This window comes from Malacoplasma penetrans HF-2, from assembly GCF_000011225.1.
In the GTDB taxonomy this organism is placed as follows: domain Bacteria; phylum Bacillota_I; class Bacilli_A; order Mycoplasmatales; family Mycoplasmoidaceae; genus Malacoplasma; species Malacoplasma penetrans.
On the sequence record NC_004432.1, the window covers coordinates 225,770 to 241,482 of the forward strand.

The 15,713-nt window shown below is 24.0% G+C and carries 14 protein-coding genes; 12 read left to right on the top strand and 2 right to left on the bottom strand.

What is annotated here, in order from left to right; all coding sequences use genetic code 4:
- The first annotated feature begins 7 nt into the window (after nucleotides 1-7).
- Nucleotides 8-1,546: an AlwI family type II restriction endonuclease gene (locus tag MYPE_RS00940; RefSeq protein WP_011077007.1), complete on the top strand. Its 1,539-nt coding sequence runs from the start codon at nucleotides 8-10 to the stop codon at nucleotides 1,544-1,546.
- 224 nt (nucleotides 1,547-1,770) lie between these two features.
- Here the strand turns inward: MYPE_RS00940 and whiA are convergent, their stop codons facing one another.
- Nucleotides 1,771-2,673, bottom strand: a complete 903-nt coding sequence (gene whiA / locus MYPE_RS00945; RefSeq protein ID WP_011077008.1) for a DNA-binding protein WhiA — start codon at nucleotides 2,671-2,673, stop codon at nucleotides 1,771-1,773.
- Nucleotides 2,674-2,972: 299 nt separating this feature from the next.
- Between whiA and MYPE_RS00950 the strand changes: the two genes are divergently transcribed.
- From MYPE_RS00950 to MYPE_RS00990, 9 genes are all read left to right on the top strand, one after another.
- Nucleotides 2,973-3,815 carry a hypothetical protein gene (locus MYPE_RS00950; protein ID WP_044891198.1) on the top strand — a complete coding sequence of 281 codons (843 nt, stop codon included), beginning with the start codon at nucleotides 2,973-2,975 and terminating at the stop codon, nucleotides 3,813-3,815.
- 107 nt (nucleotides 3,816-3,922) lie between these two features.
- Nucleotides 3,923-5,716 (top strand): hypothetical protein, encoded by a 1,794-nt coding sequence (locus MYPE_RS00955; protein WP_011077010.1) that lies wholly within the window; start codon nucleotides 3,923-3,925, stop codon nucleotides 5,714-5,716.
- Nucleotides 5,717-5,738: 22 nt separating this feature from the next.
- Nucleotides 5,739-7,799, top strand: coding sequence for an NAD-dependent DNA ligase LigA (gene ligA, locus MYPE_RS00960; protein WP_044891199.1), 2,061 nt, complete (start codon nucleotides 5,739-5,741; stop codon nucleotides 7,797-7,799).
- Between the two features lie 33 nt (nucleotides 7,800-7,832).
- A complete protein-coding gene (locus tag MYPE_RS00965; RefSeq protein WP_011077012.1) occupies nucleotides 7,833-8,363 on the top strand; it encodes a methylated-DNA--[protein]-cysteine S-methyltransferase in 531 nt (176 codons plus the stop codon).
- Nucleotides 8,364-8,461: 98 nt separating this feature from the next.
- Nucleotides 8,462-9,199, top strand: a complete 738-nt coding sequence (locus MYPE_RS05765; protein WP_044891200.1) for a carboxymuconolactone decarboxylase family protein — start codon at nucleotides 8,462-8,464, stop codon at nucleotides 9,197-9,199.
- A gap of 1,107 nt (nucleotides 9,200-10,306) precedes the next feature.
- Nucleotides 10,307-10,780 carry a hypothetical protein gene (locus MYPE_RS05640; protein ID WP_129374593.1) on the top strand — a complete coding sequence of 158 codons (474 nt, stop codon included), beginning with the start codon at nucleotides 10,307-10,309 and terminating at the stop codon, nucleotides 10,778-10,780.
- Nucleotides 10,781-10,789: 9 nt separating this feature from the next.
- On the top strand, nucleotides 10,790-11,494 hold the full coding sequence (locus MYPE_RS00980; RefSeq protein WP_011077015.1) for an ATP-binding cassette domain-containing protein: 705 nt from the start codon (nucleotides 10,790-10,792) through the stop codon (nucleotides 11,492-11,494).
- 189 nt (nucleotides 11,495-11,683) lie between these two features.
- Nucleotides 11,684-12,322: an FMN-dependent NADH-azoreductase gene (locus MYPE_RS00985; RefSeq protein ID WP_011077016.1), complete on the top strand. Its 639-nt coding sequence runs from the start codon at nucleotides 11,684-11,686 to the stop codon at nucleotides 12,320-12,322.
- A gap of 90 nt (nucleotides 12,323-12,412) precedes the next feature.
- Complete coding sequence (locus MYPE_RS00990; RefSeq protein ID WP_011077017.1) at nucleotides 12,413-13,183, top strand: hypothetical protein; 771 nt, start codon at nucleotides 12,413-12,415, stop codon at nucleotides 13,181-13,183.
- A 43-nt stretch (nucleotides 13,184-13,226) separates the two neighbouring features.
- Here MYPE_RS00990 and MYPE_RS05355 read toward each other — a convergent pair whose 3' ends face one another.
- Nucleotides 13,227-13,694 carry a hypothetical protein gene (locus tag MYPE_RS05355; RefSeq protein WP_052270420.1) on the bottom strand — a complete coding sequence of 156 codons (468 nt, stop codon included), beginning with the start codon at nucleotides 13,692-13,694 and terminating at the stop codon, nucleotides 13,227-13,229.
- 90 nt (nucleotides 13,695-13,784) lie between these two features.
- Here MYPE_RS05355 and MYPE_RS01000 point away from each other — a divergent pair, with 90 nt between their 5' ends.
- On the top strand, nucleotides 13,785-14,393 hold the full coding sequence (locus MYPE_RS01000) for a hypothetical protein (protein ID WP_044891201.1): 609 nt from the start codon (nucleotides 13,785-13,787) through the stop codon (nucleotides 14,391-14,393).
- 29 nt (nucleotides 14,394-14,422) lie between these two features.
- Nucleotides 14,423-15,712 carry a GTPase ObgE gene (obgE, locus tag MYPE_RS01005; RefSeq protein WP_011077020.1) on the top strand — a complete coding sequence of 430 codons (1,290 nt, stop codon included), beginning with the start codon at nucleotides 14,423-14,425 and terminating at the stop codon, nucleotides 15,710-15,712.
- Nucleotide 15,713 lies beyond the last annotated feature (1 nt).

The window sequence follows — 15,713 nt, forward strand, 5'->3', positions numbered from 1 at the left end:
TAATATTATGGGAATCAAAAGAAATCCAGAGTTTAAACAAATGTCATTTGAAACAGCTATAAGGAATCCTGAAAGATATAAAGAAATTTTAAAATCAGTAAAAATTTTTGAAGGTGTTGTTTTAAATCAGGAAAATTTATTAATTATTGTTACACACTTATATAAATGTGGAATTGTTAAAGCAAAAAACCATGATTTTAATTCTCTATCTGATAAAGAGGCAAAAAATATTGTAATAGAAGTTAATAAAACAAGAAATTCTGATGGAGGATTCCCAAAAGGGTATCCATCAAGGTTTTGAACATATATGAGAACACTAAGTGAATTAGGATTTGTTTATGCTGTTTTCAATGAAAAATTTGAACTTTCACCCATTGCTAATGCATTAATAAATAATGAAATAGATGAACAAACAGCATTTGCTAATCAAGCAACTATATATAATAGAAGATCACCTTATAGAAATGTTTCAAATGACTACAATTATTTTAAATTTATCACAAAAATTTTAATTGAAAGATGAGCTGAAGGGAAAGGAATTACTTATGAACAATTTATACTCTCATTATTCAATAAAGATGGGAGTTCTGAAAATTATTTAAATGAATTAAATTCATTTAAAGCTAAAGATTTAGAATCTACTTATAAATATCTTAAAGAAAATTATCAAATTACAACTAAGTATGGAACAGTTTGTACAGATTATCCTGATGTGGTTTTAAGAATATTAAGAATAACTGGTTTTATTACAATTAAATTTGTTGGAAAAGTAATAATACAAATAAATGAAGAAAATATTGAAAAAATTAAGAAACTTTTTGAATATGATCATAAGTTTAATGAAGAAGAGAAAAGCAATAAAAGACTTTATTATGAAAAATATAAAATTTATGCAAGCTCCCAATTGCTAAGAACCAGACAAATTGAAATTGGAGTATCTAATAGAGATTATTCTATAAAGTTAAAAAAACTTATATCAACCTATTCACTAACAAAAGAAATTGTTACAGATTTATTGGATGATATTGGAAATGACAAAAAAATACCTATATTTAAATACATTCCAGAACCTATAAAACTTGAATTTTATATTTCTTTAATTCTACAAATTAGTTTTGGAGATAAATTTAATATTATTCCAAATTATAAAGCAGATTCTTTTGGGTTGCCAATATCTCAGGCACCAGGAAACAAAGCAGATATAGAAGTTGTTAATGATGATATCTATTGGAATATAGAAGTGACTTTAATAAAAAATAAATTCCAACAATTAAATAATGAAACTTCCAATATTATTCGTCATTTAGAAGAAAAAAATCAAGAAACTTATTTAACATTTGTAGCACCTATTATACATCAAGACACTCAGACTTTTTTTGAAAACCAATTAATTAATTTTTTGATAAAAAAAAGAAAAGTGTATATTGCGCCTTATACCATTAAAGAATTTGTTTATTTAGTTTCTTGCAAAAATATTTTAGAGAACACAAAAGAATACACTAATGATTATTTAAATAGAGCAAGAGATGCTTTGTTAAAGCAGTAATAAATTTTACTTAACTAAAACAATCAAATAAAATTGTTTATCTATAAAAGATAGTAATGTACTAGGTAAATATTTTAGCCAAATCATAAATTTGTATATTTGATATATTAATAAAAAGTTTTTTATATTAAGAAAGAATAATAATTTATTTAAATAATTTTACATTCAATTAAAAAAGATAGACTTTAATAAGCTCTATTCTTTTTTTACTTTCTCAACCTCTCTTACTCAGATAATCTTTTTATCTTTCTAATAATATGGTTAATTCCACCCCTAGTAATTTCAATATTATATTTTTCTTTATACAAATCTACTAAATCATGAAGAGAAGAATCAGGGAAACTTTCTCTTAGCTCACAATATATTTTTTCTTTATCAGTCAATTGATTAAATAAATTATTATTTTTTACATATTCAATATTTTGTAATTGAATGTGACTAGCTTCAATTGTCTTTTTTAAATTAGACATATCAAGATTATTTAATCTACTCATTTGGTTAGTATAATCTCTTGATATTCTTTTCTCTTCATATTCAAACATACTTTCAGTTGCACCAAGCAGTTTTAAAATATCAGAGATTGATTCTGATTTTTTAATATAAACAATATAAGTATTATTTCTATTTAATACTAATAATGGAATATTGATACTACTAAATATCTTTTCAACAATCTTTAGTATTTCAGTATTATGAATTTTAATTTCAAAATGATAGTTACTACTATTTGGACTATTAATGCTTCCGCCATATAAAAATAAACCAATTAAAAAACAACTTCTTGTTTTTGTTTCTACTAATCATTTATATGGATCTTTATTTAAGTGTAAATCCTCTAATAAAATATCTAAACCTTTAGAGAAAGAAAAATGAAAGAATTTTAAATCATTCTTACTTCTTTCTCTTTTATATTCAATAAGGTCATTATCCTTATATAAAAAATCTAAAAGATTTAGGATAAATCTTATAGTTAGTGAACTTTTACTTTTGATATCAATTTCTAAAGAAGAATCTGATATCTTTAAATTTGGATTATTTTTAAAGAAGGCACATAGGATAGATTTTTTTTGAACATCATCATATTCATTTCTACATAGCTCTTCTTTTACATTTTGAGAGAATGTCATATTTTTCCTAGAAATTGATTTATTTAATTCTTAATTTAAATTTGGTTAATGTAAATTAGTTTTTACACCCTAATAAATAGTAATATTAATATTATTTAAATATTTATTTTTTTACTAAATTAGATTTATTTATCCATTTGTGGTTAGAAAATAAATTATATTTAATGTTTAAATTTAAGCCTTTTTGCTTTAAAATATTTTCTACACTTTCAACTCAAACAAATTAGAGCTAATTTGTTTTAAATTATGAAAGTTATATAATTATATTGTTAATCAATAAAACAAAATGGGGAAATGAAATGAATAAACACTTAAATAATTATTATTTAGAATCCGAAAATTATAATTTTTACCGAGATTCTAAATATTATGACGAAGATAGACCAATGCCTCCTCGTGATAGAAGAGGTGGTCATCCTTCAAGAAGATCTCCAAATGACTGAGAACCAAGTTATGGGAATGGTGGATCATCATATAGAAAAAAATATAGAAAAGACCCAAAAGGAAGTTCAAGATTTATTTTCCAACTTTTTAAAAGACTATCTCAACTTTTTTTAATCATTAGTTGTTTAGGGTTACTAGTTGCAGGATTAGGTTACACTTTAATTGCTGCACTACCTAATAGTCAAATTACTACAATGAATAACTACTACTTTGCTGATATTGTTGGTGTTTCATTTGTATTTGGTTCAATTGCTGGTATTGTAGCTGGAGCACTTTACTTAATATTATATTTATTAATGATTTTTAATAGACACGGATGATTAAGAAGAAATAGTGTTAAAACTTACTTCTTCTGATTAATCACATTTGTATTAGTTTCAGCACTTTCAGTTTACTTATTATTTGTAGCAGTTAATGGCTCTTGAATGGTAGTTGGTGGAAAAGCAGCAACTCCTAAAAGTCCAGAAGTAGCTAAAATTCTTGATGCAGTTGCAAATAATGTAAATGTAAATTCAGCATTTATTTCTAAATTAGTTCATGTATATTACAACAATAGTCTTGGTGGAATTGCAACTGGACTAATTACTGTAGCTGCTTACATTGTTATTGCAATTACAGGATTTTTATATTACAAAAATGTTAATGAAGTATTAGAAAACTCATATGAATACTTTGATAACAGAAAAAGAAGATGATAATTTAGAATTACACAATCTAAATTTATAAATCTAATTAAACTTGTTTTACTAATAGTGAAACAAGTTTTTTTATTTTATTAAGAGAATAAACATTATAAAATTTAACTATGTTAACTTATGCTTCTATTTTTGTAACATTTTTAATTTTCTTTAATTCTTTTGCAATTGGGAAAATGATTCAAAGAAACTATTTTTCTTTGTCTCCTAATTTATCTTTTTTTGCTGGGTTAATAATCTACTATATTATTTATGCTTTAGCATATGTTCCTTTTATCTTGATAGATGATCTTAAACAATATTATGTTTATACAGTTTTATCTATTCAGATTTTATTGGTAATAACATATCTTTTTTCTTATAAGAGTTTTTTTATTTCTTTTTCATTTAACTATAAAGTATTTAGTTCATTTTTAATATCTCTGATTACTATTTGTTTTTGTTACTATTTATTTTTTCATAGAGTTGAATTTGGTTTATTAAATAGTCCTACAGTTAATGATGTTTGATCAATTCCTACAGTTAATTCTTTTTCAATCACATATGGACAGTTGCTACAGTTTTTTGAAAAATCAAAAATAACTACAACTGACTTTAATCTTTTCCAAAGATATATGTTTCCAATGATTGTATCTATTTTTGGAAGTGTTTTAGTTACTGAGTTTTATTCAATCAAAAGTTTTAAAAACATTAAAGATATTATCAGCTTATTGTTTGTTTCCTTTTTATTAGGATTTTTTATTTTTAATGTTGATAAAACAAATTTAGCAAGCAATAGTTTTTATGAAAAATTATTAACAGATAGTTTTGCCTTTTTAATATTCTTTTATGGGATTAATGTTTTTTTAAAAAAAGATATCAATCTAGAAAGAGAACCATATTTTTTTATTCTTTCTATGGCTTCTCTATTATTAGTTTTTATTAATGCTAACTATATAATTATTTCTATCTTTATTTATGCATTAACTATTATTTTTATATGTTTGAAAAAAATTAATTTTGGAGCAGATGCTTTAATTGAATCCTCTATTTTTATGATTGGCTGTGTTTGTATTTTTACACTCTCTCAATACTCGTTAGCAAATACTGGTTCTATTATTATTTTCTCTTTAGTATTAGCAGCTACTATTATTTTGTTTTCAATCTTTTATATATTAAAAAAGAATAATGCCAAAACTACTTATTGACCATTTATTCAAAAAACATCTATAAGAACAAATAGATATTTTAAGTTTATTTATTTTACTGTTTTTCTAGCTTTGTTAATAGCTGCATTTGTGAATATTTTTTCTAAACTATTTAGACCAGAAGAAGTTAACTTGTTTTTTGATGAAATTAACTTATTCAAATTTTTAACAAATGTAATTAACTATAATGCTTCAGTACTAACAAAAGATTTTACTAATTATGGGTTTGCATCATTTTATGTAATAGTGTTTTTAATTTCTTTTACACAAATTTGAAAAATGTCTAAAAAAACAAATACTAATAAAATGAACTTAAACCATTTCTCATTTTCTTATTTTTTTATTTTTAGTCCATTCTTTTTATATGAAATAAAAACTTTTTCTTACTTGCTATCTCCAAATGGCACATATAGTTTTGATTTAGTATTTAAACTACTTTTACTATTTGTATTTGGATATGTGAGTGGTTTGTTTAAAAAGGTAGAATTCATTAAACTAGACTTTAAATTTATTAATAAAATCAATTTAGAAACTTTATCTATTAATTATAAAAACAATAGATTAAAAAAAGTTTTTTGAACTATTAAAAAACCAATTTATATAGTTAGTAACATTATTGGTCAATTAGTAGAAAATGATTATTTTAAATTTGCTTTATATAGTACATTAATTAGTTTTTTTACTATCTCAGTTTTTGTTTGTAATTTTACACAATAAGTTGATAATATATTATCTTGATATGAGTAATAATAAAGAGATATTAAATAGAATTCAAAACTTAAGAAAAAACTTAAACCAATACAATTATGAATATTATGGTTTAGAAAATCCATCTGTAAGTGATTATGAATACGATATGTGTTTAAAGGAGTTAATTCAGTTAGAAACACAATATCCAGAATTTGATTCACCAAATTCACCTTCTAAAAAAGTTGGTGGATATATTTCTGAAAAATTTAATAAAGTAAAACATGAGATTCCAATGATGTCATTATCTAATGCCTTTGATGAAGAAGATTTGCTTAAATTTGATAATGATATTAAAAAAGCTATTGGATCATCAGATTTTAGTTATGTTGTAGAACCTAAAATTGATGGATTAAGTATTTCGGTTAAATATAAAGATGGTAATTTAATTCAAGCAGTTACTAGAGGTGATGGCGAAATTGGAGAAGATGTTACTCAAAACATTAAAACAATAAAATCACTTCCTTTGAATATTGAGTATGATAAAGATTTAGAAATTAGAGGAGAAGTTTTTTTAACTAAAAAAGATTTTGAAAAAATAAATAGTGATCCAAATCTAACTAAAAAATTTGCTAATGCTAGAAATGCAGCATCTGGATCTTTAAGAAACCTAGATTCAAATATTACTGCTAAAAGAAATTTAAGTGCACTTTTTTATTATGTTCCAAAAGCAACTGAATTAAAAATTGCTAAGCAATATGATGTATTAAGTTGATTGGATAAACAACTAATTCCAATCTCTAGAGAGATAAGACACTGTAATAATATTCAAGGAGTAATTGAAAGAATTTCAGAACTTACAGATACTAGAGATCAATTTAAATATGATATTGATGGAATTGTTATTAAAGTAAATGACTTTAATCACTATGAAGAAATAGGTTATACTTCTAAATTCCCCAAATGAGCAATTGCTTATAAATTTCCTGCAGTTGTTAAACAAACTAAACTTAATTCTATTGATGTAACAGTCGGTAGAACTGGAAGAATTAACTATATTGCAAATTTAGATGAAATTTTATTAGAAGGATCTCAAGTTAAAAAAGCCACTCTTCATAACTATGACTATATTAAAGATCATGAAATTATGCTTAATGATATTGTAGAGATCTATAAAGCTGGTGAAATTATTCCTAAGATTATTAGATCAATTAAAGAAAAAAGAGATGGTTCACAAGTGGTTTTTCCTGAACCTACAAATTGTCCAAGTTGTGATTCAAAACTAGTTAAAAAAGAACAAGAAGTTGATTTATATTGTTTGAATGAAAATTGTGTTGAAAAACAAATTCAACAAATTGAATACTTCTCATCAAGAGATGCTATGAATATTGAAGGATTATCTATCTCTATCATTAGTCAACTATTTAGAAACAAAATTATTAATGATGCAATTGATTTATATGAGCTTGCACATAAAAAAGAAATTTTAATTGCCACTAAACAAAAGTTTTATAGAAAAAATGATGATGGTACAAAAACAGAATTTGAAAGATCTTTATTTAAAGATAAATCATTTACTAACATCATTGAAGCTATTGAAAAATCTAAAAGTAATTCTATGGAAAAATTCTTAACTGGATTAGGAATTAAGTATGTTGGTTTAAGAGCAGCTAAAGCTTTATCTAAAAGATTTAAATCTATTGAAGAATTAGCAATGGCTACAAGAGAAGAAATTGAACAAGTTCCAGATACTGGTGAAAAAATGAGTGAATCATTGGTTAACTGATTTTCTGATCCTAAGAATCAAGATTTATTATGAAGAGCTAAAAAAGTAGGAATTAACTTTAACTATATAAATGAGTTTAATGATGTTGTTGTAAAAAATGAACATCAAAAATATATGAATAAAACATTTGTAATTACAGGTTCATTTAATAAATCTAGAAATGAAATTAAAAACTATATTGAAAGTGTTTTTAATGCAAAAGTTTCAGATAGTGTTTCTAAAAAAACAGACTATTTAGTAGTTGGTGAAAATGCAGGTGATTCAAAACTAAAAAAAGCAAATGATTTAAAAATTGAAATCATTACTGAACCATTTTGAGACAATTAATAATTTATAATAATCTCAATAAGGAGAATACAAATGATTTATACATCAATTTACAAGTCTCCATTAGGTGAAATTTCTATAGCTTGTAGTGACAACAAATTAATAGGTTTATGAATTGAAGGACAAAAGCATTTCTTTTCTAAATATAAAAATGATATTGTTGTAAACAATGATATAGAAATTTTAATAAAAACAAAAAAGTGATTAGACAAATATTTTAAAGGTTTAAATCCAAATCCAAAAGATTTAGAAATCAATCCCCAAGGTTCTGCTTTTCAAATTGAAGTTTGAAACATATTATCTAAGATTCCTTATGGTAAAACCATTACTTATAATGACATAGCTAAAGAAATTGCTAATTCGAAAGGAATTAAAAAAATGTCTGCCCAAGCTGTTGGTGGAGCAGTTGGACACAATCCGCTTACTATAATTATCCCTTGTCATAGGGTTGTAGGTTGTAAAGGAAACTTAACTGGATATGCAGGTGGATTAGATAAAAAAATATATTTATTGGAATTAGAAAAATGTAATATGGATGATTTCTTTTTACCAAAGATTAAATAGATATTTAGTTTGAGCTAAATATCTATTTTATTTTTATAAATGTTTATTTTATAAAGATAGTTTTGTTTTAAAATAATTTTTAGTTAAGGAGAATGATTATGAAAAAACAAACAGCAGGAAGAGATCTTTTAGGTGAATTAGCACCTGAATTTGCAGCATTAAATGATGATGTATTATTTGGACAAGTATGATCTAGGGAAAGCCAATTATCATTAAAAAATAGGAGCATGATTACAATTGCTTCTTTAATGAGTCAAGGTTTATTTCCACAACTAAAATCTCATTTTATTATTGGTAAAGAAAACGGAATTACTAAACAAGAGGCAATTGAGATTGTTACTCAATTAGCATTTTATAGTGGATGACCAAAAGCTTGAAGTGCTTTTAGTTTAATTAAAGAAGTTTATGCAGATGATAAAGAAGATTTAAATTCACATGGAGGTGGGTTTGGATTAGGTGTTCCAAATAACAGATATCCTCAATATTTTTCTGGTAGATCATTTTTAAACCCATTAACTAAACCAGAAAGTGTTTTCTTAGTAAATGTAACTTTTGAACCAGGTTGTAGAAATAACTGACACATGCATAAAGCTAAAACTGGTGGTGGTCAAATATTGGTTTGTGTAGATGGTGAAGGATGATTCCAAGAGTGAAATAAACCAGCAGTTAGTTTAAAGGTTGGAGATGTAATTACTGTTCCAGCTAATGTGAAGCACTGACATGGAGCAAAAAAAGATTCTTGATTCTCTCATATAGTTGTAGAAGTACCAGGTACTGAAACTTCAAATGAATGATTTGAAAAAGTAACTGATGAAGAATACAGTAAATTAGGTTAATAAATATTATTAATGTAAAAATGTCTTAAGTTAATTAAGACATTTTTTTATTCTTTATTTGAAAATTAAATAAATAACTTGATGTAAATAAATTAAAGTAACATTTCAAATTCTTTGAAACTATTGCAATTTTATTAATAGGCTTGCCTTTATAAAAAAACATATTATTTCATAATTCTGATTCATTAATTTAAATGTTATTGGGGTTTATTAAATTAAAATAATGCAATTTTTTTCAAATTATTAAATGCTGAAAATATGATGAATTTGTTTATTTAGCATGATTAGAAATAAAGAGATAACTTAACATAAAATTAGTATTAATTATTTTTTTGATATGAAATATCTATTTATTATTATTTTAAACCCCAACACTATTAATAGTTTTTTGAATATTAGGCACTTTACCTATTTTTAGTTAAGTAAATATAAATTTTAAAAGAATGTAACTTTGTTTAATTTATATAAATTAAATCTTAATAACATTAGTGAACCAACTAAAATACTATTGTTTTTTAATGTGTTTCAATAGATGCTATTTTATTTGTGAAATTAAAGAAGTGACATTAATAAATCTTGTAATTTATTTTGAGTTAGATATTAGAAAACTAAACTAATCAATATTTTTGAATCTCTTAAAGGCTAATTATGGACAACCTTAAAAACAGAACTGTAAATTTAAAAAATAATTTTTGTAAATATGTAAGAGAATATAAAATTCTTTATAAATTTTTAAATATCTATTTTTTAAAAATTTGAATTGCTCTTATTATTTGTTTTTTAGCTACACCTATTTATTCAATTGGAATATTATACATAAATCATGATTATGCAAATATTGTTTTGCCAAGTGTAACTACATCTTCACTCCTTTTTCTCCCCTTTTGACTTTTACCAACTATTGTTATAGATTTGAAGAAAAATTCTATAATAGAAAAGTTTTTTGTTTTTTCTAAAAAACCACTCTATGCAAATAGCGTTCCTTTTATCTATTTTTATCCCATAGTTTTTTTAAGCAATTTTTGAAACTTACTACTTTTATATTTTGTTTCTTTTGATAAAAAAACTTTTCCAATTAATTTTTTCGAATACACAGATTGGGGATCAATGATTTTTAGTACAATATTAGCTATTTTTATTTCTTTGTCTATTGTTTCATTATTTTACACTTTTTTTAGTAACCCTATTTATAGTCAAATTATTTGCTATCTTCTTTCAATGTTCTGTATGTTTTTCTCGGGATATATTATTCCCCTTAGTGTAATTATTAATAATCATGCTTTAAATGTAATTTCTTATTTTTCTCCATTTAGATATATTAATAGCTTATTTACTATTTCTATGAATATGGGTGTAGGAACAAATATTATTAATAACATTCACAATATAAATATTTTTAGTTTTGGAAAGCAATTTGAAGTAATCAAATATGGTTTTGATCAAAACAGTAATATTATTGAGCAAGGGACATTAGTGTTATTTAAAAACTATGATCTTTATTTAAATATTTTTGTACCTATATTTGTTTCTGCTACTTGTTTATCAATTTCATTAAATACAAGAATGTGTAAAGTTAAATAAGGACTGCATATGGAAAAACTTATATCAATTAAAGATTTAAATAAAACATACAAAACTAAAAAGGTTAAAAAAGTTATTTTTGATAATTTATCTTTTGATATTTATAAGGGTGATAGGGTTGGAATATTGGGTAAAAATGGTGTTGGTAAGACAACACTATTAAACACAATAATTGGTAAAACTAAACAAGATTCTGGGTTTATTGAGTTTTCAGAATCAATCAATAATAGACTTAGAGATTTAGGGTATCTAGCTCAGGAGTTTAAATTTCCCTTTGTTTTTAAAGTAAAAGATATCTATAAAACTATTAAAAAAGATTTAATTGACAACAATTTATATGATGAGCAATATGATATCAAAATTAGAGAGATATTAGATATAGATGAATTATTCGAAAAGTATTATAAAAAATTATCTGGCGGTGAAAAACAAAAATTAAATCTTTTATCTGTTCTTTTATATAGGCCAAAAATTTTAATATTGGATGAGTTTTCTTCAAATATTGACTTAGAAACAAGTATTAAAATAAGAAATTTTTTTCAAACTACTGAATCAACACTAATTTTAGTTTCACATAATGTTAAAGAAATATCTGAAATATGTAATAAATTAATTTTTCTAAAAGAAGGAAAAATTTATAAAAAATTAGAATCTAAAAATATTAATGAAGCTAACATTGTTAAAATCTTTGAGAAAATGGAAATTAAAGAATAGTGATTAGATTTTCTAATTAAATACTTAATTATTTTCATGTTTAAACCAAACTGTAAAAGCATTATTAATAAGATATTTACAATTTTTTAAATTGATTTACCAATATTGTTAAATAAGTAATATCATTTAAATTAAATCTATTATTTTAAATAGATTTATATAACTGTTAAAAAAATAGGGGGAATTAAAATGGCAAAATTACTAGTTATAAAAGCATCAATGGTTGATAAATCAATTTCTTTTTCTGAAGAGTTAACAAATAGATTTGTTAAATACTACTTAGAATCTAATCCAAATGATGAAGTTATTACATTGGATTTAAATGAAGTTCCAATGGCTCAAAAAACATTAAATGGGAGTAACTTAAAAAACTTCTTCAATCAAGAAGATTCAGATTTCTATATCGATCAATTAAAATCAGTTCACAAAGTGATTTTTTCTTGTCCAATGACCAATTTTAATATTTCAGCAACTGCTAAAAATTATTTAGATCATGTATTAGTTGCTAACAAAACCTTTTCTTATAAATATAGTAAAAAAGGTGATGCAATTGGATTATTAAATCACTTGAGTGTTCAATTACTAACTACACAAGGTGCTCCACTTGGATGATATCCTTGAGGTAACCATACAGAAAATTTAAAAGGTACTTTTGAATTTATGGGAACTAAAGTTGTTACACCAATTTTAGTTGATGGAACTAAAATCCCAGAAAATGCTAATAAAACACCAGTTGAAAGAATTAATGAATTTGATTCTGTTATTAGATTAAAAGCTAAAGAATTTGCTGCATTACCTGCAGTTGATTGAAAACCATTAGAACAATAGTTTTAAATTAAAGATATTGATTGAATCAATATCTTTTTTGTTCCAATAAGTAACTTAAAACAAATTAATAAAAAATGGAGGTAATAATTTATGAATCAAGATTGAGAAAATAGAGATAAACCTAAGAATGGTTCAAACATATTAGAACCTTTATATGTTTTTTTCACTAAGGCCTTTAAGTATTTCAATACACATGTATTTGATAATATATTACCTAATATGGTTTTGTTAATTCAATTACAAAAACCTATAGCTAGATTCCGTGGATATTTTTCAGCTCATAGATTTAAAGTCAATAATAATTCAGAACCCTTAATTACTCTTGTTGTAGATTGAATTAATGATTCAAATGTAATTGATCAGCTAGAAGTTTTAATACATGAAATGATTCATTTTGAAGCAAAAGTAAAAATGATTGATGATACATCAAGAACTCAATTCCATAGAGAAGCATTTAGAAAAATAGGTGAAAGCAGAGGATATATTATTCAATATAAGGATAAAAAATTAGGCTGATCTTTTGGTAAAGCAAATGAACAGCTACTTAAAGTTTTTAATGATTTTTTAAAAAATAATCCATATCCCTTTCAACAATTTGAAACAATTAAATATGAAACACCTAAAAAAGAAAGAACAATTTTCAACTTTGTTTGTAATGAATGTGGTGTAGTTATTAAAGGAAAAAGAGACACAGATGCAATATGTGGAACTTGCAATGTTCCCTTTGAATTTGTTGAACCTAAACCTCCAAATCCTACAATTGAATTAAGCGAGAAAGCCAAGAAAATTCTTGATGAATGAGAGGAAGAGAAGAGAGCTAAAGAAATCCTTGATGAATCAGAAGATGATGAAAATATCTAAGTCAGTTTACTAACTTAGATATTTTTTATATTTATAATTTGATTTACTTAGATTTTTTATTTTTGGGTTTATTGTCTTTTTCAGTTTTACTCTTAATTAGTTCACTAGCAACTTCTTCATGCTGAATCTTTTTAGAATTGTTTATTTCTTTCTTTTCACTCTCTTGTGAATTACCTTTAGAAGATTTAGCTTTTTCTTGATTTTTAATAAATTCAGTTCAATTGCTATAAGAAGTTAAGTTTTTAATAACTTCAATTGAAGGCATAATGAACTCAGATTTATAAATTAAATCTTCTACTAAATAATCTATTTTTTTTGCTGCAATACTTGCTCTTCTGTAAGCGAATATTTTGTAAACACAAGCAATAATGGCAACAGCTACTAAAATACAAATTAAAACTATTAAGTAAGTTGGTAAAGAAACTGTAGTTGTAGAACCAGTATCAGTTGCAGCTGGTGTGACTTCAGTTACTGCTTCACTTGCTAATTGGGTAATTAAATTAAATGACATATGATTAGATTCCATTAATTCTTATATATAAAAATAATATATCATTTTAAAATTAATATATTTAATATTAAATGTAAAAAGTTGGTTAAAATGGAATTCTCTAAATTTAAATCAAGTATAAAAGAAAGAAAAACATCTAGTTGAATTAAAACTTTTAGTTTTATTGGTTTTATATTATTATTTTTAATTTATTGAATTTTATTTTGTGATCCAAATGTTTTGGGTTTAAATTGATTTTCTGAACCAAAATCTGATGCTGATACAACTGAATTGATTAATGGGTGATGTGATTTAAATGTTGTTTGAATATTGTTTGGATTATTAGGTTTTGTAGTAATCTTTTTTGTGGTTCTAAAATATCTTTTTAAAGTAATTAATTATGACATAATTCCATTTTTAACCTTTCCCTCAGTCTTTGGAATTATGTTAGTTGTTTCAGGATTCATTCCATATACTTCAGCTAATAAAAACTGAATTGTACTAGCAAGATTAGTTGTAGTTATGGTTTCTTCAATAATCTTTTTTGTAATTGCTATTAAATTGTCTAACTTCATTTTATTAAACTCTAATGATGCAAGTTATATCTATGAGGATATAAAAAAAGATTATGAAGAAGTTGAAAAAATTAAAGAAGAAAATGAATTATTTACAGAATCAAAAAAAAGAAAATCTAAAGAAAAAACATACATAGAAATATAAAATATAATAGTTAATTTTGGGTGTAAAAAATGTTAATAGATAAATGTACTCTTTTTTTAAGGGCTGGTAATGGTGGGAATGGTGTAATTTCTTGAAGAAAAGAAGCTCATTATCCTGAAGGTGGTCCTTGAGGTGGAGATGGTGGAAAAGGCGGAGATGTTTACATCATTGGAGACCATAATTTAAATTCATTAATTGATTTAAGATATAAGAAAAAAATTGAAGCAGAAGATGGTGAAAATGGAAAAACAAAATTAGCCACTGGTAAAAATGGTAATGATATCTATATTAAAGTTCCTGTTGGTACAACCATCACTAATTCAATTACAAATGAAGTAATAGTAGATATTTTAGTAACTGGTCAAAAATATTTAATTTGTAAAGGCGGAATGGGAGGTAAAGGAAATGCTTACTTCAAATCTAGTAAAAATAGAATTCCTAACCTTTGTGAAAATGGTGAATTAGGTGAAACTATAGAAGCTCAGTTTGAATTAAAGTATATTGCAGATGTTGGTTTACTTGGACTACCAAATGCTGGTAAAAGTACATTGGTAAATTCATTATCAAATACAAATTTAAAAACTGCTAATTATATGTTTACTACATTATCACCATCTTTAGGTGTTGTTAATTTTGAAGATGAGCATTTAGTGTTTGCAGATATTCCAGGGATTATAGAAGATGCAAGTAATGGAAGTGGTTTAGGATTAGATTTTTTAAAACATATTGAAAGATGTCATTTCTTAATTCATTTAATTTCAGTAGCTAATATTGATACTGAAAATCCTTTTAAAGATTATTTAACAATAGTTGAAGAATTAAAAAAATATAATAAAGAAATTTTAAAGAGAAAAATCTTTATTGTTTTAAATAAAATTGATGAAAATGATTCTAAGGATAACATTAATCTTTTCTTAAAAGAGTTTAAGAAAATTAGTAATAAAAAAGTTTATCAAATTAGTGGATTCTTTAAAGAAAATACAAATGAATTGTTAAAAGATATATTTAAAGATTATAAAAAACACAAAGAGCAGTGAGAAAGAGAATTAGAAGAAAAAATTAATTCTTATTCTTTGGTGAAAGTTGAGAAAGAACAAGAAGATATAGTTACATATGAAAAAGATGAAAATAGAATCTGAGTTGTATCTTCTAAAAGAATTGCATATTGATTTAATAGAATCCCTTTTAACACAGATGAAAATGTAACAAGGTTTATGCAGAAAATTAAAATGGATGAAATTGAACAAACATTAAAAGATAAGGGTGCTAAAATTGGTGATAGTTTTAGAATTCAAGATGTTATGTTTGAAATAAATTAGG